The following is a 22585-nucleotide window of genomic DNA, read 5'->3' on the forward strand; positions in this document are numbered from 1 at the left end:
TGGTCCGATGGATCAATAGTTGATCCAGACAAAAGAAAGGAGTAAAGATAGATATGGCTATTTTTGAAGGAGCAGGTGTTGCGCTTGTTACACCTATGAACGAAAATCTGGAAGTAAACTATGACAAGCTGGAAGAATTACTGGAGGAACAGATCGCAGGAGGCACAGATGCCATTGTGATCTGCGGAACAACAGGCGAATCTGCGACACTCACCGAAGAAGAACATATGAGAACGATCAGATTTGCCATTGACAAGGTAAACCACCGAATTCCGGTTGTTGCAGGTACCGGCTCCAATTCCACCGCAACTGCAACACAGATGTCCAAAGAGGCAGCAGAAGCAGGAGCAGATGGTATTCTTCTGGTAACTCCTTACTATAATAAAGGCACACAGAACGGACTGATCAAACATTATACAACCATCACAGAGGAAGCAAAAGTACCGGCGATCCTGTACAACGTACCGAGCCGTACCGGCTGTTCTCTGGCAGCTTCTACGGTTGCTTATCTTGCAAAAAATGCAGAATATGTAACCGCTATCAAAGAAGCATCCGGAGATATCAGCCATGTGGCAGATATCATGTATGCCTGCGACGGAGCCATTGATCTGTATTCCGGAAATGATGACCAGATCGTACCGATCCTGTCCCTGGGCGGAAAAGGTGTTATCTCTGTACTGTCCAATGTAGCACCGAAAGAGACGCACGATATCGTTGCTCTGTTCCTGGAAGGAAAAATAAAAGAAAGCCGTGAACTGCAGTTAAAAGCGTTGCCGCTGGTTCACGCACTGTTCAGTGAAGTTAACCCGATCCCGGTAAAAGCAGCCCTGAATCTGATGGGTAAAGAAGTAGGGCCGCTTCGTCTGCCACTGACCGAAATGGAAGCAGCACACCAGGAAGTTCTGGCAGAAGAAATGAAAAAATTCGGTATCAAACTGGCATAAAGGCAGCAGGAAGAAACAGGAGAGAACGCAAATGGTAAAAGTAATTATGCATGGCTGTAACGGCCATATGGGTCAGGTGATCACCCAGTTAGTGGAAAAAGATCCGGAAATTGAAATTGTAGCAGGTATTGATTTAAATGACTGCAGAGATAACGGATATCCGGTATTTACTGATATTTGGACCTGCGATGTGCAGGCAGATGCAGTGATCGATTTCTGTACAGCGAAAGCGACCGACACACTGCTGGAATACTGTGAAAAAAGACAGATCCCGGTTGTATTATGTACTACAGGTCTGACAGATGAACAGATTAAAAAAGTGGAAGAGACCAGCAAACATGTGGCAGTATTAAAATCAGCAAACATGTCCCTGGGTATCAATCTGCTGATGAAACTGGTTAAAGAAGCAGCCCAGACATTGGCAGCGGCCGGATTTGACATGGAGATCGTGGAGAAACACCATCGTCTGAAAGTGGACGCTCCAAGCGGAACCGCCCTGGCTCTGGCAGACAGCCTGAACGAGGGACTGGACAACGCTTATCATTATACTTTCGACAGAAGTCAGAGAAGAGAACAGAGAGATGACAAAGAGATTGGAATCTCTGCTGTCCGTGGCGGAACCATCGTCGGAGAACATGATGTGATCTTTGCCGGTGATGACGAAGTGATTACTTTCCAGCACACAGCTTACTCCAAGAAACTGTTTGCAAAAGGTGCGATTCAGGCAGCCAAGTTCCTGAAAGGAAAAGAACCGGGCTGGTATCAGATGAGCGATGTGATCGGATAAGTTTAAAATGTAAATTGTTTTGTAACTATTCAGTAGGTAATATTAACTGTGAAGGTACTGAACAGTTACATTGTTTTAAATATTGAAAACAGAATACAGAAAACAGGGATACGGTCGTTTTTTCAAAAAGCGGCCGTATATTTTTGCATTTTCCGACACATTCTACAACTGTACAGGTGTATGTTTTGTATGCCTGAAAAATGAAGGAAAGGGATGCTGTGGAAAGCTACAGCCACAGCAGAAAAGGAGATGCAGAATATGAAACATGTATGGAAGAGATATCTGATCGTAACCGCAATGACCGTTGTACTCGGACTGTCAGCAGGATGTGGCAGTGCTGCGGAGGATACGAACAACAACCAGAATAACACACAGGATGAAAATACGCTGGATGGCAATGAAAATAAAAACAACAACGAAACCTCACCGGATACCAGCACGGATATGAACAATGACGGAACCAACGGCACGAACAACAATATGAACGGCGCCACTTCCGGGGAAGGTACGGTGGATGAGAACGGAAATATTATCGAAGATCTCGGAGAGGATGTCGGTGAGGGAATCAAAGATGTGGGGGATGGCATCGGAGAAGGCGTGGAGGATCTGACCGGTGGCGGAAGCAGCGATGCGAACCAACAGAATGCACGGTAGATCGCAGAAATAGAAAAAACATGGACAATTGTTGTTTCACCACAGTTTGTCCGGTGAGAGCAAAAACGGAATTCCCCTCTTTTTTACACCTATGTTCATGAAAATGTATGTTGAGATAGTATGTCAGGGTAGATAATATGTTACTATTCATTGGTAATATCCCGCGAGGTGTTTTTTGTGAGCGGAGGTCACAGAAAACCCGAGACATATCGCGCGAATTTATGCGATCAGCATAAATTCTGTGCATCGCGAAGCGTGTTACTGAGAACGGAGTGAATAGTAACGATAACATTTTAAGATGAGATGTTGAGATGACATGTTGCCGTGTATATGGAAACATGATATGATAATAGAAATTTACCACGTTACAACGTGACAGCATACAAAGAGAACAGGAGAAGAGAGGGGAAGATTATGAGATTTCGTCCATGTATCGATATTCACAACGGAAAAGTAAAACAGATTGTAGGCGGCAGCCTGCAGGATCAGGGAGATCAGGCTCAGGAAAACTATGTAGCTGAGCAGGATGCTCCCTTTTTTGCACGGCTCTATCAGTCCCGGGGGATTCGGGGAGGGCATATTATTCTGTTAAATCCTGCAACTTCTCCATATTATGAAGCCACAAGACAGCAGGCGGTAGAAGCATTGAAAGCCTATCCGGGTGGGATGCAGATCGGTGGCGGGATCCGGGAGGACAATGCAGAGAGCTTTCTGGATGCCGGTGCCAGTCATGTGATCGTTACTTCTTATGTATTTAAGAATGGAGTGATCAACTGGGAGAATCTGGAAAAACTGGAGCGTGCAGTAGGAAGGAAACATCTGGTTCTGGATCTGAGCTGTCGGAAAAAAGACGGACAATATTATATCGTGACAGACCGCTGGCAGAAATTTACACAGGTACCCGTATCGGAACAGACGATTGAAGAATTTTCTTCCCACTGTGATGAATTTCTGGTTCATGCGGTGGATGTGGAGGGAAAGGCTTCCGGGATAGAAGTGGAGTTGGTGAAGCTCCTGGCAAAGAATCATCAGCTCCCGGTGACCTATGCAGGCGGCGTAGGCAGTTTTCAGGATCTGGAGACGTTGCGTATGGCGGGAAAAAATCGTGTGGACGTAACAGTGGGAAGCGCACTGGATCTTTTCGGTGGCAGTATGAAGTGGGAGGATGTACTGGATATTTGTCAGAAGAGTGAAAATTATTTCGAAAAATAACAGATTCTGAACAGTTGGAAAATTGCCCCCGGATTTGACAGAAAAAGATGTGTAAAAAATATGAATTTTCACGAAATAGTTGCAAAATTCAAGCATTATTGGTATAATAAAAACACTTACAAGGGAGCCGGAAAGGATCGCTGACCGTGGTATTTATCGATTCTGACTCCGTAACTGTGAAAGCAGAAACAGTTACTTGTAAAATAAAGTGCGAAGGGGTTGGACAGCATGAAATTTATTATCATTGGAAGAAATATTGACATTACAGAGGGACTGAAATCAGCCGTACAGGAAAAGCTTGGCAAGCTGGAACGGTATTTTACTCCGGAGACAGAGATTCATGTAACCTTGAGTGTGGAAAAAGACAGACAGAAGATTGAAGTTACTATTCCGGTAAAAGGAAACATCATTCGTTCCGAACAGGTGAGCAGTGATATGTACGTATCCATTGATCTGGTGGAAGAAGTTATTGAGCGTCAGCTTCGCAAATATAAAACCAAGATTGTTAATCAGCAGCAGGCAGGAGGAAACTTCCAGAAAGAGTTTGTGGAGGATGAGTTCCTGGAGGACGAAGAGGTTAATATCATTCGTACCAAGAAGTTTGGTATTAAACCGATGTATCCGGAAGATGCATGCGTGCAGATGGAATTGCTGGGACATAATTTTTATGTGTTCCGGAATGCGGAGACAGATGAGGTGAATGTGGTTTATAAGAGAAAGGGGAACACTTACGGGTTGATTGAGCCGGAGTGTTAAAATTGTTGAGAGCGTAAACGGGAGAGAGTCACTGGGTGGTGGCTCTCTCTTTTTGGGTTGGGTTAAGACGGACGCCCGTGGGAGTTGGATCGTGGGGCGGAGGCAGCGGACAGGGCAACTTTGAACTAGCCGCTAACTCCGACTACAGTTCACGAGGGTCAGCGGACCCTCGCGAAAGTCTCCGTAAGCGTCGGATTTCAAAGCTTACCCTAAGCGTCCGCAAAATGCCTCTGCCCCACGATCCAACTCCCACGGGCTGACGGTGGAAAAAACTGACCCGGAAAGGGAAGGTAAGTGGAATAGGTGCGATATTTGGGAGATATTTGGGAAATTTGCCCACAGGGGATATGTGAGTGAGGGATGCGGGGTGAGGATGCACAATTTACTTGTGCATTCTTCGGTAAAGTGTTAGAATATAGCATGGTGCATTAGACTGGAAAGAGGCCAGGGTGGATGCACCGGGAAATTTTATGGAGAGTGAAAATAGTAACAAGAAATGTAACTGTGAAGGTGTTGAACAGTTACCAAAAAAATAAATTGTATTTTATAGGAGTAGATTGATGAAATTATCTGAAAAGATCTTTGGAACGCACAGTTCCAGAGAGTTGAAAAGAATTATGCCATTGGTGGATAAGATTGAGGAGCTGCGGCCGACTATGCAGGCGATGACGGACGAGGAGCTGAAGGATCAGACCAGAAAGTTCAAGGAGAGACTGGCAGAGGGAGAGACGCTGGATGATCTGCTTCCGGAGGCATTCGCTACGGTGCGTGAGGCTTCCAAGCGTGTGCTGAATATGGAGCATTACCGGGTACAGCTGATCGGTGGTATTATTCTGCATCAGGGACGTATCGCGGAGATGAGAACAGGTGAAGGTAAGACTTTGGTTTCTACCTGTCCGGCTTATCTGAACGCGCTGGAAGGTAAAGGCGTGCATATCGTAACCGTCAACGATTACCTGGCCAAACGAGATGCGGAGTGGATGGGTAAAGTCCATGAGTTTCTGGGACTGAAAGTCGGTGTGATCCTGAACTCTATGAAAAATGACGAGAGACGGGAACAGTATGCATGTGATATTACGTATGTTACCAATAATGAGGATGGTTTTGACTATCTGCGAGACAACATGGTTATTTATAAAGAGCAGCTGGTACAAAGAGAGTTGCATTATGCAATCATCGATGAGGTTGACTCTGTATTGATCGATGAGGCGAGAACGCCTCTGATCATTTCCGGACAGAGCGGAAAGTCCACCAAGCTGTATGAAGTCTGTGATATTCTGGCAAGACAGCTGCAGCGTGGTGAAGCCAGTGGTGAGATGACCAAGATGACAGCTATCATGGGCGAGGAAATTATCGAGACCGGTGATTTTATCGTCAATGAAAAAGATAAAGTAGTAAACCTGACCGAGGAAGGTGTGAAGAAAGTAGAGAAGTTCTTCCATATTGAAAACCTGGCAGATCCGGAGAATCTGGAGATCCAGCACAATATAATCCTTGCACTGCGTGCCCATAACCTGATGTTCCGTGACCAGGATTATGTCGTAAAGGACGATCAGGTACTGATCGTTGATGAATTTACCGGACGTATCATGCCGGGAAGAAGATATTCCGACGGTCTGCATCAGGCGATTGAGGCGAAAGAGCATGTAAAGGTACGCCGTGAGAGCAAAACACTGGCCACCATTACATTCCAGAACTTCTTTAACAAATATGCGAAAAAAGCAGGTATGACCGGTACGGCTCTGACAGAGGAACAGGAGTTCCGTGAGATCTATGGTATGGACGTTATCGAGATTCCGACAAACCGTCCGGTTCAGCGTGTCGACCTGGATGACGCGGTATATATGACCAAGAAAGAAAAATTCCGTGCGGTCGTGGAAGAGATCAAAAAAGCACATGCGAAGAATCAGCCGGTACTGGTAGGTACGATCACGATCGAGACCTCCGAACTGCTGAGCAACATGCTTCGGAGAGAGGGAATCGCACATCAGGTACTGAATGCGAAGTTCCATGAGCTGGAAGCTGAGATCGTTGCACAGGCCGGTGTGGCAGGTGCAGTTACCATCGCGACCAATATGGCAGGTCGTGGTACCGATATCAAACTGGACGAGGAAGCGAGAGCAGCCGGTGGTCTGAAGATCATCGGTACGGAGCGTCATGAGTCCCGCCGTATCGATAATCAGTTGCGTGGCCGTTCCGGTCGTCAGGGAGATCCGGGAGAATCCCGCTTTTATATTTCACTGGAAGATGATCTGATGCGTCTGTTCGGTTCTGAAAAACTGATGTCCGTATTCAGCAGTCTCGGTGTTGCGGAAAACGAACAGATCGAGCATAAGATGCTTTCCAGCGCTATTGAGAAAGCACAGAGGAAGATTGAAAGTAATAACTACGGTATCCGTAAAAATCTGCTTGAGTATGACCAGGTAAACAACGAACAGAGAGAGATCATTTATAAAGAGAGACGTCGCGTACTCGACGGAGACAATATGCGTGATGCAATCTGTAAGATGATCACCGATACCGTGGAAAATACGGTAGATATGTGTATCAGTGACGAGGTGGATTCTGATGAATGGGATCTGATCGAACTGAATACGATTCTGCAGCCGATCATTCCGGTGAAGACAATCACCAAAGAGGATGTCAAAGAGATCCGTAAGAATCAGTTAAAACAGAACCTGAAAGAAGAAGCTATTAAACTGTACGAAGTAAAAGAAGCTGAGTTTGCAGAGCCGGAGCAGATCCGTGAACTGGAACGTGTGGTACTTCTGAAGGTCATTGACAGAAAATGGATGGATCATATCGATGATATGGAACAGTTGCGTCAGGGTATCGGCCTGCAGGCTTACGGACAGAGGGATCCGAAGGTTGAGTACAAGATGAGTGCATTCGAGATGTTTGACGAGATGATCGCAGGCATCCAGCAGGATACTGTTCGCCTGTTGTATCATGTTAGAATCGAGCAGAAAGTAGAACGTGAGCAGGTAGCGGAAGTAACCGGAACCAACAAAGATGAAGAAGTCAAAGGTCCGGTTCGCCGTGCCCAGCAGAAAGTATACCCGAATGATCCGTGTCCATGCGGAAGCGGTAAGAAATACAAACAGTGCTGTGGACGTAAGCCTGTATAGAAGGAAGCGTGCAGAACCGATACGGCAGAGGGAAAACGGCTGCTGAATATAAAAATTGTATGAAGAAAGAGGGTGCCCCCTTTGGTAGAATTAGATCAGTTTAAAGCAATATTGAATTCCTATGCGAAACCTTTAGTGGAAGTGAGGGATTCCCTTGACCTGGCCAATAAGGAAAAGCGGATTGAAGAGCTGGAAAGAAAGATGGAAGAGCCGGATTTCTGGGATAATCCGGAACGCTCCCAGGAAATGATGAAAGAACTCAAAAGCCTGAAAGATGATAAGGAGATTTATGAAAATCTGGAAAGCCAGAGAGACGATATGGAGACTCTGATCGAGATGGGATATGAAGAAGACGATGCTTCGGTCATCCCGGAGATTCAGGAGATTCTGGATCAGTTTGAGGCAGATTTTGAAAATATTCGTATGAAAACCCTGTTATCCGGAGAATACGATAAAAAAGATGCCATCATCAAGCTGAATGCCGGAGCCGGCGGAACCGAGTCCTGTGACTGGGCAGGAATGCTCTACCGTATGTACACCAGATGGGCGGAAAAGAAAGGATTTACCCTGGAAGTTCTGGATTATCTGGACGGCGATGAGGCAGGCATCAAATCTGTAACATTTGAGGTACACGGAGAAAATGCCTACGGCTACCTGAAATCAGAAAAAGGGGTACATCGTCTGGTACGCATCTCACCGTTTAATGCGGCAGGAAAGAGACAGACTTCGTTTGTATCCTGCGATGTTATGCCGGATATTGATGAAGATCTGGATGTGGATATTAAGGAAGATGATCTGCGTATCGATACGTATCGATCCAGCGGTGCCGGTGGTCAGCATATCAACAAGACCTCTTCTGCCATCCGTATTACACATATTCCAACCGGAATCGTGGTACAGTGTCAGAATGAACGTTCTCAGTTTCAGAATAAAGACAAGGCTATGCAGATGCTGAAAGCCAAACTATATCTGTTAAAACAGCAGGAAAATATGGAAAAACTCTCCGGCATCCGTGGCGAAGTGACAGAGATTGGCTGGGGAAATCAGATTCGTTCTTATGTACTGCAGCCGTATACGATGGTGAAAGATCACAGAACCGGCGTGGAGAGTGGTAATGTGGACAGCATTCTGGATGGTAATCTGGATCCGTTTATCAACGGCTATCTCAAGTGGATTGCCCTTGGCGGAAAACAGCCGGAGAACGCAACCGAAGAAATGGAATAACGATTCCACTTTCCATGACTGTTGAGAAAACGGAAAGATGGGAGTACACAAAAAAGGAGAATGGCGTATGGGTATTATCAGAGCTATCAGACAGACGATTGGCGGAACACTCGCTGATCAGTGGCTGGAAGTCATAGAGCCGGAAAATATGGGAGATCAGACAGTACTGACTGCAGGTATCCGCACCGGAAAAGGAGCGAACCGAAAGGGTGGAAAAGACAGCATCTCTAACGGATCAGTGATTCATGTATATGAGGGACAGTTCATGATGCTGTTAGACGGCGGACGGATCGTGGATTACAGTGCGGAACCGGGATATTTTACCGTGGATAATTCTTCTATGCCATCCATGTTCAGTGGAAGCCTGGACGATGTGGTGAAGAATTCTTTTGACCGGTTTCGTTTTGGCGGTACAGCACCCACTTCACAGAAAGTGCTGTATCTGAACCTGCAGGAGATTAAAGGAATTCGTTTCGGAACCAGAAACCCCATCAGCTATTTTGATAATTTTTATAATGCAGAATTATTTTTGAGAGCCCACGGAACTTATTCGATCCGAATCACGGATCCGATCAAGTTCTATGTGGAAGCCATTCCGAAAAATAAAGATCAGGTAGAGATCACAGATATCAACGAACAGTATCTGTATGAATTTCTGGATGCACTGCAGTCTTCCATCAATCAGATGTCAGCAGATGGTATGCGGATCTCCTATGTGCAGTCAAAGAGCCGGGAACTGTCAAAATATATGGCGGAAACACTGGATGAAGACTGGAAACAGACCAGAGGTATGGAGATCCAGGCGGTAGCTATCGCGAGCCTGTCCTATGATGACAAATCTCAGGAACTTCTGAATATGAGAAATCAGGGAGCTATGCTCCAGGATCCGTCCATTCGGGAAGGTTATATGCAGGGAGCTTTTGCAAGAGGGATGGAAGCCGCAGGAAGCAATGCAAACGGCAGTACCATGGGCTTCATGGGAATGCAGATGGGCGCACAGATGGGCGGCAATATGGCAGCTTCCATGTCAGCAGCCAATCAGCAGCAGATGATCCGGAACCAGCAGATGCAGCAGGAGGCAGCGACAGCACATCATGCACAGAATGAGCCGGATATCTGGATCTGCAGCTGTGGACAGAAGAATACAGGAAAGTTCTGCAGTGAGTGTGGACGTCCCCGCCAGACCGGAGCATGGATCTGCAGCTGCGGACAGAAGAATACAGGAAAGTTCTGCAGTGAATGTGGAAAATCAAGACCATAAGACTTTTGCAGAAAGAGATGCAGAAAAGATAAAGAAAGTATATCCGTACAGAAAGATGAGGAGAAAATCATGGAGGTAGTCAGTTTCAAATGCCCCAATTGCGGGGGCGAACTGGTATTTGATCCAAATACTCAAAACTACTCCTGTCCTTATTGTAATTCTGAGTTTTCTCAGGAACAGATCGATACGATGCAGAAAGGAAAACAGCCGTCTCAGGAATCTGAGGCGGCTGATTCTGCAAAAGGGCAGGAACAGGAAGAAGCGGCAGTGTATGTGTGCCCGAACTGTGGAGCCGAGATTGTGACAGATCCGACAACAGCGGCCACAGAATGTTATTATTGTCAGAGCCCGGTGGTATTATCGGAAAGAGTTTCCGGAGAGTATCTGCCCCAGGAGATCATTCCCTTTGCGATAGACCGGAAAAAAGCGGAGGAAATCTTTTTACAGAATATGAAAAAGAAGAAATTTGTTCCCCGTGGATTCTTCAGCGCAAAACAGATTGAAAAAATGAGCGGTGTGTACTTTCCATACTGGATGGTGGACTGGCGGGGAGATGCCGCAATGGAGGCGGAAGCCACCAAAGTCCGCACCTGGAGAACCGGTGATACGGAATATACGGAAACACAGTTCTACCGGGTGTACCGGGAAGGAAATGTGGAATTTGACGATATGCCGAAGATCGCCCTGCAAAAAGCCAATCGGAAGTTAGTAGAAGGTGTGCAGCCGTATGACCGGAAGGCGGCAAAACAATTTTCTATGGGTTATCTCTCCGGTTTTCAGGCGGAGCGCCGGGATCTTGAAAAAGAAGCGTTCGGAGCGGAGATCGCACGGGATACGGAACAATATGCAAAAAGAGTACTCGAAAATGATATGCGCGGTTACACGACGGTACGACCGGTTCATCAGCAGGTGGGCAACCGACAGGAGCGGTGGCGTTATGCGCTGGTTCCTGTGTGGGTGATGACCTACAAGGGCAAAAACGGAAAAATCTATTATTATACCATTAACGGACAAAACGGCAAGGTGTGTGGAGAACTTCCGGTGGATTATAAGAAACTGAGTCTGGTATCGACATTGATCACCGGTGTGGTATTTCTTTTAGGACTGGCAGGAGGATTGTTGTTATGAGAATGAGAAAAAAGACGGGATACCTTCTGTTGATGCTTCTGCTGTTGTTGCTGGTCCCGGTGGCTGTGTGGGCGGATAAAACCACGGTAGACGATCAGGCAGGACTTTTTTCACAGGAGGAAGAACAGGAACTTACCGATCGAATCGTGGAACTTACGACAGACTGGAACATGGATTTTGTGGTAGTGACGACAGAAGATGCGGAAGGCAAGACCTCCGAGGAGTATGCGGATGATTACTATGACTATAACGGATATGCGGAGGACGGAGCCCTGTATCTGATCGACCTGGACAACGGTTCGGTGTGGATCTCCACGGCGGGAAAGATGATCCGGTATCTGACGGATGAGAGAATTGATGTGGTGATCGATGCCGGATACGATAGTCTGAAAGCAAAGAATTATGCAGATGGTATTCTGGAGATGCTGAATGAGACAGAGAGCTATCTGGAAGACGGCATTCCTTCGGATCAGTATAATTATGATACAGAGACGGGAAAGATATCAAGATACCGCAGTATTACGGTCTATGAAGCAATCGGAGCGGCTGTGATCGCACTTTTGTGCGGTGGAGGATTTGCAGCGGCTGTTCTGGGATCTTACCGGTTAAAAAGAAAAACGTATCGGTATCCGTATGAGAGCCGGGCAAAGGTGCATTTTACGAGAAGGGATGATCAGTTCCGCCATCGAAGCATTACACAGCGGAGAATCCCGCGGGAACCACCGTCCGGAGGTGGCGGAGGTGGCGGCGGACAGAGTTCCGTACATACTTCCGGCAGTGGCACCTCACACGGTGGTGGCGGTCGGAGCCTGTAATATTTTATACGATTCAGACTTGCTAAAGATGTTTTGTTTCATTTGTGAAAAAATTCTTGCACCGGATGACAATGTATGGTAATATCTTTTGGGTGACTACAAATGTGTTTCTGATACGAACATGCAGAGCCACAGGAAAGAAAGAGAAGACATGGAAAAAAAGACAAAATATTATGTGGTAAGAGAGAAAGCAGTGCCGGAGGTACTCTTAAAAGTGGTTGAAGCCAAGAGGATTCTGGATTCCGAGCGGGCAACCACGGTGCAGGAGGCAACCGAGCAGGTAGGCATCAGCCGCAGTTCTTTTTACAAATACAAAGACGATATTTTTCCTTTTCATGATCAGGCAAAAGGAAGAACAGTTACCTTTATTTTGCAGATGGATGATAAACCGGGGATACTTTCGGATATTCTGCGCACCGTTGCTGAATTTCGAGGAAATATCCTGACCATTCATCAGAGTATTCCAATTAACGGAATCGCAACGCTGACGCTGAGTGTGGAGATTTTGCCGGAAGCCGGAGACGCGGAAGATATGATCGGCCAGATGGAACAGCAGACAGGTGTACATTATTTGAAAATATTAGGCAGGGAGTAAAAACAGATGATACAGATTGCAGTATTAGGCTACGGCACAGTGGGATCCGGTGTGGTGGAAGTGATCAACCGGAACCAGGAAAGCATCAATAAAAAAGCAGGAGAAGAGATCAACATCAAGTATGTACTTGACCTGAGAGATTTCCCGGGAGATCCGGTACAGGAAAAGATTGTTCATGATTACGAAGTGATCGCCAACGATCCGGAGATCAAGATCGTAGTGGAAGTAATGGGCGGAACCAATCCGGCGTACACATTCGTTAAGAGAGCGCTGGAGAGCGGCAAATCCGTATGTACTTCCAATAAAGAACTGGTTGCGAAACACGGTGTGGAACTGATCCGGATCGCAAAGGAGAAAAACTGCAACTTCTTATTTGAAGCAAGCTGCGGTGGCGGTATTCCGATCATCCGGCCGCTGAACTGTTCTCTGACCGCAGATGAGGTCGACGAGATCAGCGGTATCTTAAACGGAACAACAAACTATATTTTAAGCAAGATGACAAGCGATGGTTCCGAGTTTGAGGATGTGCTGAAGAATGCACAGGAACTCGGCTATGCGGAGCGCAACCCGGCAGCTGATATCGAGGGCTGGGATGCCTGCAGAAAGATCGCGATTCTTTCTTCTCTGGCATACGGTCATCATGTGGATTTTGAGGAGATCTATACCGAGGGAATCACGAAGATCACTTCCGCGGATATCCGTTATGCAAAGGCATTTGGCGCAACCATCAAGCTTCTGGCCAGCAGCAAGCGGATCGGGGACAAGTACTATGCGATGGTATGCCCGGTTATGATCAACGGTGACAGCCCGCTGTTCAGCGTCAACGATGTATTTAATGCGATCGTGATCCATGGCAATATGCTGGGGGATGCGATGTTCTACGGAAGCGGCGCAGGAAAACTGCCGACAGCCAGCGCGGTTGTAGCTGATGTGGTAGATGCAGCCAAACACCTGAACCGTTTTATCATGACGGGATGGAGCAGTGAGAAACTGGAAATGATCGATGTTAGTCAGGTAGAGAGCAGATTCTTCGTCCGCATGAAAGGCAGCTACACAGAGAGCCTTGCAAAAGTGGAAGAAGTGTTCGGAACCATCGATGCGAAGGTTGTCGCAGAGGTTGGTAAAGAATTTGGATTTATTACCTCTAAGATGAAAGAGGAAGAATACAGAGCGAAAGCAGCACAGTTCGATAACATTATCGGCATGATCCGGGTTCGCTTCTAAGAAAGAAAAATGAGAAAATGACATGTCTGTGCAGTTCTGAAAAAGGACTGCGGGCATGTCATTTTTTACGCGGACAACGAGTCAAAGATTTCAGGGAAAATTCGTGTGGAAAAAACATGTGACCGTGCAGGAAAGAATGGATAAAAACTTTGAAAACAATCGTTGTGGAAGCGGTTGACGCATGGAAAAAAAGGGTTTATCATTTAGTGCATATCCATGTGAGAGCGCCTGAAAACGGGGGTATCACGAATGGAAATACAGCAGAGGCAGGAAGCGGATTACGCCACAGCAGGCTGATCCGCTTCTGTTTGCGTAGAAACACAGGAGGAGAAACATGTTAATCGTGAAAAAGTTCGGCGGCACTTCGGTGGCGGACAAAGAACGCATTTTCAATGTGGCAAAGCGATGCATCCGTGATTATCAGAACGGAAACGATGTGGTAGTGGTTTTATCTGCCATGGGAAAATACACGGACGAGCTGATTGCCAAAGCAAAAGAAATTAATCCAAATCCATCTAAGAGAGAGATGGACATGCTGTTTACCATCGGGGAACAGATGTCGGTGTCTCTGATGGCCATGGCGATGGATGCACTGGGTGTACGTGCCATTTCCCTGAATGCATTCCAGGTAGCCATGCACACGACAAGCAATTACAGCAATGCAAGACTTAAAAAGATCGATACCGAGCGGATCCGCCGGGAGCTTGATGACCGTAAGATCGTGATCGTCACAGGTTTCCAGGGGATCAACAAGTACAACGATTACACAACCCTTGGAAGGGGTGGTTCCGACACGACGGCAGTAGCTCTGGCAGCAGCGCTTCATGCGGATGCCTGCGAGATCTATACGGACGTAGATGGTGTCTACACCGCTGACCCGAGACTGGTGCCGACAGCGAGAAAGTTAAATGCGATCACCTATGATGAGATGCTGGATCTGGCGACTCTCGGAGCAGGTGTGTTACATAACCGATCGGTGGAGATGGCGAAAAAATACGGCGTACCGCTGGTGGTACGTTCCAGTCTGAATGAATCTGAAGGTACTGTTGTCAAGGAGGTTGTAAAGAAAATGGAAAGAATGTTGATCAGCGGCGTTGCCCTGGACAAAGATGCAGACCGTATCTCCGTAATCGGAATCAAGGATGCACCGGGTAGTGCGTTTAAATTATTTAATACACTGGCAAAGAAGAATATTAATGTGGATATTATCATCCAGTCTGTGGGACGTGAGGGAACGAAGGATATTTCCTTTACGGTTGCCCATGATAATCTGAAAGAGGCGATTGAACTGCTCGAAGAGTATCAGGAAGTGCTTGGGTTTGAGAGAGTGGACTATAACTGTGAGGTTGCAAAGCTGTCAATCGTAGGTGCGGGCATGATGTCCAACCCGGGTGTGGCTGCGAAGATGTTTGAGTGCCTGTATAATGAGAACGTGAATATCAATATGATCGCGACCTCCGAGATCCGGATCACGGTACTGGTGAACAGTGAGGATGCGGTTCGGGCGATGAATGCGGTGCATGATGCGTTTGGGCTGGCTGAGGCGTAAAATAATTAGTTTGATATAGGTTTGTTGCTAAAGAGGACGTGGCGAGCCCCGGAGGGATCCAGGGTGAGACAACGTGGGCAGGGCAACTTTGAACTAGCCACTAACTACGACTATATTCACTTGGGTCAGCTGACCCAAGCGAAAGTCTCCGTAAGTGTCGGATTTCAAAGCTTGCCCTAAGCGCCCACAAAGTGTTGTCTCACCCTGGATCCCTCCGGGGCTCGCCACTGGTTTTGGCAGGAACTAATGTGGTGAAAGTTGCTGTCTTTGGTAGTATATTTTGGGAAAATCAGAAGAGAGAATAGAATGTAAAAAACATGCGATTTTTTTACTTAGAGGTAATGGATACCCGCCTTCTTGCGTCCGGGGAACGATTATACCTCCCCGGTGATCTTCCGGTAGAAGTTTGCCATCGTAACCTGCATATAAGGGATCACCCACAAAAGTCCGATCCCGCATGCGATTGCGCCCAGCAGGTAGATTCCGATGAAGCTAAGCTGTAGATAAAAGAGTTTTCCCTTCTTTCCTCTCATGATCCGCACACTTTCTTTGAGTGCCTGTATGGCTTCGATGTCGATGTAGTCTGTCAGGAAGAACATGGTCTGACTGAACATCAGGGAGAGGATCAGGTAGATCACAAGCCCCACGCACAGGACAGCGGCGCCGGCAAGGAGAAGAGTTACGGACTTCTGACGGTAGCCGCAGATACAAAGTGTGCTTCCCGGGAGGATACACAGGTAGGTCAGAAGAAGGATCACACCCTGCGCCAGGATCGCACGGTCCGGATGGTGTTTGAAACCGAAGAAAAGATCCTGAAAGCGGATGTCATAGCCTCTGGCGGTATCAAGAGCGGTCTTTAACAGACCGATATTCAGTACCGACAGGATCAGCGAGAGAATAAAGGTCGACAGATAATAAACCACAGTATGGCTGATGCCAAGAGTTTCTACGGTGGCTGAAGTAGCAGTCAGCGGGTTCAGGATGGATGAGGTTCCAAGCACCAGGTCCATCAGATTAGAAGCGACCAGTGTGATCAGGATATAGAGCACATTGATCCCGATAAATGTTCCGTATTTTCCCGAAAGCTGGTTTCGGGTCATTTTTTTCAGTTCCTTTGATGAAATATTCATAAGTTAAATACCCTCCATAAACAATCACATACCGCCCTGGTACATCTCATAAAACTGCTGATACTGCTGGATGAATTCCGGGAAATTCTGATAGACGGTGACTGCTGCATAAATAAAGATGGCGATACCAAGGCAAAGACCGATACTGGAAAGAATACATCCCAGTCTTGCCTGGGAATCCATCTTATCTCCTTTGCGGGAAAGGAGAGCAAATAAAATACCGAGTGCCCCTACCGGAAAAGAAAGTCCGCTGACCAGAAAGAACAGGGAAAGCGTTCCGGCGGTCATGGAAGCGGAACTGAAAGCATTTCCACGTTTCGGCGGCGGAGTCATCCGCTGTTCCTCCTCCTGCCAGGAGCCGGGATTTGGCTGTTGATCGTTGTACATGATGATAACCTCCTGTTTTAAAATAGGTAATATTTATGAAAAACAGATTTGTTTCAATTTTTCAGTTATCTTTCAGTATACCACAGAAGTACTGCAGTCGAAAGCAGGAAAATCAGAATTTGACGGAATATAGCAGTGATCGCAGGGGCACAGGAAAAATCGGCATTGACAAGGAAACCTGCCTTTTGGTAAGGTAGTACAGGACACAATGAAAGAAAAACGTAACTGTGAAGTAGTGGGCAGTTACAAAAGGAGACTATACATGGATATTATTCAGGCATTAACACAGGAATTACAGGTGGAAAAGTGGCAGGTGGAAGCCGCTGTCAAACTGATAGATGAGGGAAACACGATTCCTTTTATTTCCCGATATAGAAAAGAAGCAACCGGTTCCCTGAACGATGAGGTGCTGCGTAACCTGCATGAGAGACTGCTGTATCTGAGAAACCTCGAAGATAAGAAAAAACAGGTACTCTCAAGCATCGAAGAACAGGGCAAATTGACGGAAGAACTGAAAAAATCGATTCTGGAAGCGCAGACATTGGTAGTCGTAGAAGATCTGTACCGCCCGTATCGTCCGAAGAGAAGAACCAGAGCAACGATCGCCAAAGAAAAAGGTCTGGAACCGCTGGCGAATCTGATCCTGCTTCAGATGACAGACAAGTCCATCGAAGAGGAAGCGGAAAGTTATGTATCCGAGGAAAAAGAAGTAAAAAATGTAAAAGAAGCGATCGCAGGTGCATCGGACATTCTGGCAGAGTCTGTTGCCGATGAAGCAGACTACCGTATCCGGATCCGTAACCTGACTGTAAAATCCGGTTCTGTCGTATCGAGTGCCAAGAAAGAAAACGAGAAATCTGTATATGAAATGTATTATGATTTTGAGGAGCCGATTTCCAAACTGGCAGGACACCGTGTACTGGCACTGAACCGAGGGGAAAAAGAAAAGATTCTGACTGTCAAGATCAATGCACCGGAAGAAGAGATACTCTCCTGGTTAAAACGGCAGGTGATCCGTACCGACAATCCGAATACCACCCCGATTCTGGAAGCCGTTGTGGAGGACAGCTATAAACGTCTGATCGCACCGGCCATCGAGCGGGAGATTCGAAACGATCTGACAGAGAAAGCCGAAGACGGTTCTATTAAAGTGTTCGGAAAGAACCTGGAACAGCTGCTGATGCAGCCGCCAATCGTGGGAAAAGTTGTTCTCGGATGGGATCCTGCATTCCGCACCGGCTGTAAGCTGGCAGTTGTTGACGAGACCGGTAAAGTGCTCGATACAACGGTTGTATATCCGACCGCACCGACCACAGAAGCCAAGATCAAAGCAGCCAAAGAAACAGTTAAGAAAATGATTGAAAAGTATCATATCGATCTGATCTCTGTAGGAAATGGTACTGCATGCCGGGAATCTGAGCAGGTAATCGTGGATATGTTAAAAGAAGTACCGACAAAGGTACAGTATGTGATCACCAACGAGGCAGGAGCATCTGTATATTCTGCAAGTAAACTGGCGACCGAAGAGTTCCCGAACTTCGATGTGGGACAAAGAAGTGCCGCTTCCATCGCCAGACGTCTGCAGGATCCGCTGGCAGAACTGGTAAAGATTGACCCGAAAGCCATCGGTGTCGGACAGTATCAGCACGATATGAACCAGAAGAAACTGGGCGAAGCGCTGAACGGTGTGGTAGAAGACTGTGTCAATAAAGTCGGCGTGGATCTGAATACCGCTTCCGCGTCTCTGCTTGAGTATATTTCCGGTATCAGCAAAGCGATTGCAAAAAATATCGTGGCTTACCGTGAGGAAAACGGCCGTTTCACCGACCGAAGAGAACTGTTAAAAGTGGCAAAACTGGGGCCGAAAGCCTTTGAACAGTGTGCCGGTTTCATGCGTATCCAGGGCGGAAAGAATCCGCTGGATGCGACCAGTGTACATCCGGAAAGCTACGAAGCAGTGGAAAAACTCTTTGCCAAACAGGGATTTACGAAAGAACAGTACTTCGGTGACGGACCGACTGCCATCTATATCAAAGATTACAAGAAACTGGCAGAAGAACTGGGAATCGGCGAGATCACCCTTCATGATATCATCAAAGAACTCGGCCGTCCGGGACGTGACCCCCGTGAAGATATGCCAAAACCGATCCTTCGCTCCGATGTACTGGATATGAAAGATCTGAAAGAAGGTATGATCTTAAAAGGAACTGTAAGAAATGTGATCGATTTTGGTGCATTTGTAGATATCGGCGTACACCAGGATGGTCTGGTACACATTTCCCAGATCAGTGACAAATATATCAAACATCCGCTGGAAGTTGTCAGCGTAGGAGATGTTGTGGATGTAAAAGTCATCAGCGTGGATCTGAACAAAAAACGGATCGGTCTGTCCATGCGTGGAATTCGGTAGACGAAGGTGATAAAATCGCAAAAGCGAGTATAAGATAAGAAAAATAAAAGATGCTAACTGTGGAAGAGAATCCACAGCGGGCATCTTTTTTGTTTGGATTTGAATGAATATGATTATATAATACATACATAGAAAAGAACTGAGAAAAGCAGGAGGAAAAAATAAGTAATTGAATATATTGTCAAATGTGATTAAATGTGTTTAAATATACTCAAAGGAGTAAATTATTATGAATACATCAAATATCACAAATTATAAGCCAAAAGATTTTGCTGAACTGTTAGGTGTGTCTGTTAAGACATTGCAACGCTGGGACAGAGAAGGAACTTTAAAGGCAAATCGAACTCCAACTGATAGGCGTTATTATACTTATGCCCAGTACCTTCAATTCAAAGGCATAAATATTGAAAATGATAAACGTCAGGTAGTTATTTATGCCAGAGTGTCTACAAGAAATCAAAAAGATGATTTACAGAATCAAGTTGCATTTTTGCGACAGTTTTGTGATGCTAAAGGTATTATTATAGATCAGTGTATTGAGGATTATGGAAGTGGTCTTAATTACAATCGTAAAAAGTGGAATGAATTATTAAATGAAGTAATGGAACAGAAAATAAAAACCATAATAGTAACTCATAAAGACAGATTTATCAGATTTGGTTACGATTGGTTTGAAAAATTCTGTATGAAGTTTAATACAAACATAGTGGTAGTGAATAATGAAGAACTATCACCACAGGAAGAACTCGTACAGGATATTGTTTCAATACTCCATGTGTTCTCTTGCAGGCTGTATGGACTTCGTAAGTATAAAAAACAGATAGAAAGGGATGCGGAAATTGCTAAAGAGCTTCAAGACGGAAATAAATCCGACGGTCGAGCAAAAAATCAAGATTAACAAGACTATTGGCACTTGTAGGTATGTCTACAACTTCTATCTCGATCACAACAAAACTTTACACGATAACGGTGAAAAGTTTATGACTGGCAAGAGTTTCAGTGTATGGCTTAATAATGAGTATATTCCTAATAATCCTGATAAAATATGGATTAAAGAAGCATATTCAAAAGCTGTAAAAAAGTCTATTGAAGATGGATGTACTGCATTTACAAGATTTTTTAAACATCAAAGTGCTTTTCCTAATTTCAAAAAGAAAGGTAAATCTGATGTAAAAATGTATTTCGTAAAGAACAATACTAAAGACTGTAGATGTGAGAGACATAGGTTGAACATACCCACTTTAGGTTGGGTACGCATTAAAGAAAAAGGTTATATACCAACAACTAAAGACGGATGGAAAATCAAAAGCGGTACAGTATCCATCAAAGCAGGCAGATACTATGTGTCAGTTCTTGTAGAAATTCCCGACGCTAAGATTGCCAATAATAGCAATGGTGGAATAGGAATTGACTTGGGCTTAAAAGACTTGGCGATTGTTTCCAATGGTAAAACTTATAAAAATATCAATAAGTCAGCAAGAATTAAAAAATTGGAAAAGAAACTGCGTAGAGAACAAAGATGCCTCTCACGAAAATATGAGAACTTAAAGAAAGGAGAGTCCACTCAAAAGAATATACAAAAGCAAAAGCTCAAAGTACAAAGACTTCATCATAAAATAGATAATATTCGTACTGATTATATCAATAAATCAATAGCCGAGATAGTGAAAACCAAACCATCTTATATAACTATTGAAAATTTGAATGTATCAGGAATGATGAAGAACAGACATCTTTCAAAAGCTGTTGCGTCACAGAAGTTTTATGAATTTAGAACCAAGCTTAAAGCAAAATGTGATGAAAACGGTATTGAATTAAGAGTCGTAGACAGATGGTATCCATCATCTAAAATATGTCATTGCTGTGGTGCTATCAAGAAAGATTTGAAGCTTTCAGATAGAATATACCGTTGTAATTGTGGCTATGTCGAGGATAGGGATTTCAATGCTGCTCTTAATCTAAGAGATGCTTTAACTTACGAAGTTGCATAATAAACGCAAACGTAAGTATGTACTGCGGGCTATCGCAGGAATTTACGACTGTGGAGTGTACACGAACTTGTGAGTAGCGTATTGTTTACAATCGCCAAAGCATACACATCGAAGCAGTAAGAAGTATCCGCAAGGACTTTAATTTCTCGATGTGTTTGAGTATATTTGAACACATTTTGAGTGGCAGGGAAGAACATGATTTATACAGTAACGTTTAATCCGTCACTGGACTACATCGTTTCCGTCAATAACTTTCAGCTGGGTATGACCAACCGGACAGCCACAGAAATGATGCTTCCGGGAGGAAAGGGAATCAACGTTTCTATCGTATTGAAGAATCTGGGACTGGAAAATACCGCACTGGGATTTGTGGCAGGATTTACCGGAGATGAGATTCAAAGACAGGTGGAAGAGATCGGAGTGAACGCAAGATTCATTCCGGTGGACGAAGGGATTTCCCGGATCAACCTGAAGTTGCAGAACATTGAAGGAACAGAGATCAACGGACAGGGACCGGCGATCAGCAAGGAAAAGACACAGCAGTTATTTGAGATGCTGGATCAGTTACAGGAAGGCGATGTTCTGGTACTGGCAGGAAGCATCCCGACATCGATGCCGGATGATATTTACAGAAATATCCTGAAACGTCTGGATGGAAAAGGAATACTGATCGCAGTGGATGCCACGGGGAATCTGCTGGTGAACGTACTGGAATATCATCCATTCCTGGTAAAACCGAACAATCACGAACTGGGAGAAATCTTCGGTGTGGAATTAAAGGACAGAGAATCTGTGATTCCTTATGCGAAGAAGATGCAGGAGATGGGAGCCACCAACGTTCTGGTATCTATGGCAGGAGAAGGAGCGGTTCTGGCTGCAGCTGACGGAAAGGTCTACCTGGCACCGGCACCGAAAGGAAAACTGGTCAATGGTGTGGGAGCCGGAGATTCTATGGTGGCCGGATTCCTGACCGGATGGCTGAAACGTCAGGATTACCGTGAGGCTTTCCATATGGGAATTGCAACCGGCAGCGCCAGTGCATTTTCCGAATATCTGGCCGGTCGTGAACAGGTGGAAGATGTGTACAGACAGGTAACTTCAGAAGTACGGTAACAAAAAGGAAGTCACTAGTACATCGTTTCGTGAATAATACAGTTATTTTGAAAACGATGTACTAGTGTAATGACACGTTGATATTTAAACTAATCTTTGTATCCTAATTACAACTTAGGATACAAAGATGTGAGCTTTATACGCGCATCATTTGTTTTAAATTGCCAGTTTACGCCATCTTCATTACTGTTGCGTTCGTTTTCCCAAACGGATAGTTCTCTTTGAAGATGTTCAATGGAACTGATTCGTCTTGAAAGACATTGCCGTGTCATTACAT

The 22585-nt window shown here is 45.4% G+C and carries 19 protein-coding genes; 17 read left to right on the plus strand and 2 right to left on the minus strand.

Annotation, left to right across the window (positions count from 1 at the left end; translation table 11 throughout):
- The first annotated feature begins 53 nt into the window (after window positions 1-53).
- From dapA to FYJ57_RS11445, 13 genes are all read left to right on the plus strand, one after another.
- A complete protein-coding gene (gene dapA, locus FYJ57_RS11385) occupies window positions 54-944 on the plus strand; it encodes a 4-hydroxy-tetrahydrodipicolinate synthase (protein ID WP_154432739.1) in 891 nt (296 codons plus the stop codon).
- A 31-nt stretch (window positions 945-975) separates the two neighbouring features.
- Window positions 976-1731, plus strand: coding sequence for a 4-hydroxy-tetrahydrodipicolinate reductase (dapB, locus tag FYJ57_RS11390; protein ID WP_022172622.1), 756 nt, complete (start codon window positions 976-978; stop codon window positions 1729-1731).
- A gap of 258 nt (window positions 1732-1989) precedes the next feature.
- Window positions 1990-2385: a hypothetical protein gene (locus FYJ57_RS11395; RefSeq protein ID WP_154432740.1), complete on the plus strand. Its 396-nt coding sequence runs from the start codon at window positions 1990-1992 to the stop codon at window positions 2383-2385.
- Window positions 2386-2799: 414 nt separating this feature from the next.
- Entirely contained in the window at window positions 2800-3597 is a 798-nt protein-coding gene (gene hisA, locus FYJ57_RS11400; protein ID WP_118634495.1) for a phosphoribosylformimino-5-aminoimidazole carboxamide ribotide isomerase, read from the plus strand.
- A gap of 228 nt (window positions 3598-3825) precedes the next feature.
- Window positions 3826-4353 carry a ribosome hibernation-promoting factor, HPF/YfiA family gene (gene hpf / locus FYJ57_RS11405; protein WP_022172625.1) on the plus strand — a complete coding sequence of 176 codons (528 nt, stop codon included), beginning with the start codon at window positions 3826-3828 and terminating at the stop codon, window positions 4351-4353.
- A 560-nt stretch (window positions 4354-4913) separates the two neighbouring features.
- Window positions 4914-7481, plus strand: a complete 2568-nt coding sequence (secA, locus tag FYJ57_RS11410) for a preprotein translocase subunit SecA (RefSeq protein WP_154432741.1) — start codon at window positions 4914-4916, stop codon at window positions 7479-7481.
- 81 nt (window positions 7482-7562) lie between these two features.
- Window positions 7563-8705: a peptide chain release factor 2 gene (gene prfB, locus FYJ57_RS11415; RefSeq protein ID WP_022171280.1), complete on the plus strand. Its 1143-nt coding sequence runs from the start codon at window positions 7563-7565 to the stop codon at window positions 8703-8705.
- A 67-nt stretch (window positions 8706-8772) separates the two neighbouring features.
- The gene (locus FYJ57_RS11420) at window positions 8773-9966 is read left to right on the plus strand and encodes an SPFH domain-containing protein (RefSeq protein ID WP_154432742.1); all 1194 of its coding nucleotides are present in this window, start codon (window positions 8773-8775) and stop codon (window positions 9964-9966) included.
- A 69-nt stretch (window positions 9967-10035) separates the two neighbouring features.
- Window positions 10036-11094, plus strand: a complete 1059-nt coding sequence (locus FYJ57_RS11425; protein ID WP_154432743.1) for a TFIIB-type zinc ribbon-containing protein — start codon at window positions 10036-10038, stop codon at window positions 11092-11094.
- Window positions 11091-11909 (plus strand): TPM domain-containing protein, encoded by an 819-nt coding sequence (locus FYJ57_RS11430; protein ID WP_154432744.1) that lies wholly within the window; start codon window positions 11091-11093, stop codon window positions 11907-11909. Before FYJ57_RS11425 ends, FYJ57_RS11430 begins: the two co-directional genes overlap by 4 nt.
- A 151-nt stretch (window positions 11910-12060) precedes the next feature.
- Window positions 12061-12504, plus strand: a complete 444-nt coding sequence (locus FYJ57_RS11435) for an ACT domain-containing protein (protein WP_022171284.1) — start codon at window positions 12061-12063, stop codon at window positions 12502-12504.
- Window positions 12505-12510: 6 nt separating this feature from the next.
- On the plus strand, window positions 12511-13728 hold the full coding sequence (locus FYJ57_RS11440) for a homoserine dehydrogenase (RefSeq protein WP_022171285.1): 1218 nt from the start codon (window positions 12511-12513) through the stop codon (window positions 13726-13728).
- Window positions 13729-14062: 334 nt separating this feature from the next.
- Window positions 14063-15277 carry an aspartate kinase gene (locus tag FYJ57_RS11445; RefSeq protein WP_117525981.1) on the plus strand — a complete coding sequence of 405 codons (1215 nt, stop codon included), beginning with the start codon at window positions 14063-14065 and terminating at the stop codon, window positions 15275-15277.
- 374 nt (window positions 15278-15651) lie between these two features.
- Here the strand turns inward: FYJ57_RS11445 and FYJ57_RS11450 are convergent, their stop codons facing one another.
- Window positions 15652-16407, minus strand: coding sequence for a DUF975 family protein (locus tag FYJ57_RS11450; protein ID WP_154432745.1), 756 nt, complete (start codon window positions 16405-16407; stop codon window positions 15652-15654).
- A 24-nt stretch (window positions 16408-16431) separates the two neighbouring features.
- Entirely contained in the window at window positions 16432-16794 is a 363-nt protein-coding gene (locus FYJ57_RS11455) for a hypothetical protein (RefSeq protein ID WP_154432746.1), read from the minus strand.
- Window positions 16795-17056: 262 nt separating this feature from the next.
- Between FYJ57_RS11455 and FYJ57_RS11460 the strand changes: the two genes are divergently transcribed.
- From FYJ57_RS11460 to pfkB, 4 genes are all read left to right on the plus strand, one after another.
- On the plus strand, window positions 17057-19204 hold the full coding sequence (locus FYJ57_RS11460; protein WP_154432747.1) for a Tex family protein: 2148 nt from the start codon (window positions 17057-17059) through the stop codon (window positions 19202-19204).
- A 244-nt stretch (window positions 19205-19448) separates the two neighbouring features.
- Window positions 19449-20102, plus strand: a complete 654-nt coding sequence (locus tag FYJ57_RS11465) for an IS607 family transposase (protein WP_215636986.1) — start codon at window positions 19449-19451, stop codon at window positions 20100-20102.
- Window positions 20035-21195 carry an RNA-guided endonuclease InsQ/TnpB family protein gene (locus FYJ57_RS11470; RefSeq protein ID WP_154432749.1) on the plus strand — a complete coding sequence of 387 codons (1161 nt, stop codon included), beginning with the start codon at window positions 20035-20037 and terminating at the stop codon, window positions 21193-21195. The genes FYJ57_RS11465 and FYJ57_RS11470 overlap by 68 nt, the downstream gene beginning before the upstream one ends.
- Window positions 21196-21390: 195 nt before the next feature.
- Window positions 21391-22308, plus strand: a complete 918-nt coding sequence (gene pfkB / locus FYJ57_RS11475; RefSeq protein ID WP_154432750.1) for a 1-phosphofructokinase — start codon at window positions 21391-21393, stop codon at window positions 22306-22308.
- Window positions 22309-22585: the final 277 nt, after the last annotated feature.

It is taken from the genome of Oliverpabstia intestinalis, from assembly GCF_009696065.1.
Classification (GTDB): Bacteria; Bacillota; Clostridia; order Lachnospirales; family Lachnospiraceae; genus Oliverpabstia; species Oliverpabstia intestinalis.

Bases quoted from the DNA above. Each gene is read 5' to 3' on its own strand.
- FYJ57_RS11470 (WP_154432749.1), top strand. From the start codon at position 20,035: ATGCGGAAATTGCTAAAGAGCTTCAAGACGGAAATAAATCCGACGGTC.
- dapA (WP_154432739.1), top strand. From the start codon at position 54: ATGGCTATTTTTGAAGGAGCAGGTGTTGCGCTTGTTACACCTATGAAC.
- hisA (WP_118634495.1), top strand. From the start codon at position 2,800: ATGAGATTTCGTCCATGTATCGATATTCACAACGGAAAAGTAAAACAG.
- pfkB (WP_154432750.1), top strand. From the start codon at position 21,391: ATGATTTATACAGTAACGTTTAATCCGTCACTGGACTACATCGTTTCC.
- FYJ57_RS11445 (WP_117525981.1), top strand. From the start codon at position 14,063: ATGTTAATCGTGAAAAAGTTCGGCGGCACTTCGGTGGCGGACAAAGAA.
- hpf (WP_022172625.1), top strand. From the start codon at position 3,826: ATGAAATTTATTATCATTGGAAGAAATATTGACATTACAGAGGGACTG.
- secA (WP_154432741.1), top strand. From the start codon at position 4,914: ATGAAATTATCTGAAAAGATCTTTGGAACGCACAGTTCCAGAGAGTTG.
- FYJ57_RS11455 (WP_154432746.1), bottom strand. From the start codon at position 16,794: ATGTACAACGATCAACAGCCAAATCCCGGCTCCTGGCAGGAGGAGGAA.
- FYJ57_RS11425 (WP_154432743.1), top strand. From the start codon at position 10,036: ATGGAGGTAGTCAGTTTCAAATGCCCCAATTGCGGGGGCGAACTGGTA.
- FYJ57_RS11395 (WP_154432740.1), top strand. From the start codon at position 1,990: ATGAAACATGTATGGAAGAGATATCTGATCGTAACCGCAATGACCGTT.
- FYJ57_RS11430 (WP_154432744.1), top strand. From the start codon at position 11,091: ATGAGAATGAGAAAAAAGACGGGATACCTTCTGTTGATGCTTCTGCTG.
- FYJ57_RS11420 (WP_154432742.1), top strand. From the start codon at position 8,773: ATGGGTATTATCAGAGCTATCAGACAGACGATTGGCGGAACACTCGCT.
- FYJ57_RS11460 (WP_154432747.1), top strand. From the start codon at position 17,057: ATGGATATTATTCAGGCATTAACACAGGAATTACAGGTGGAAAAGTGG.
- dapB (WP_022172622.1), top strand. From the start codon at position 976: ATGGTAAAAGTAATTATGCATGGCTGTAACGGCCATATGGGTCAGGTG.
- FYJ57_RS11435 (WP_022171284.1), top strand. From the start codon at position 12,061: ATGGAAAAAAAGACAAAATATTATGTGGTAAGAGAGAAAGCAGTGCCG.
- FYJ57_RS11450 (WP_154432745.1), bottom strand. From the start codon at position 16,407: ATGAATATTTCATCAAAGGAACTGAAAAAAATGACCCGAAACCAGCTT.
- FYJ57_RS11440 (WP_022171285.1), top strand. From the start codon at position 12,511: ATGATACAGATTGCAGTATTAGGCTACGGCACAGTGGGATCCGGTGTG.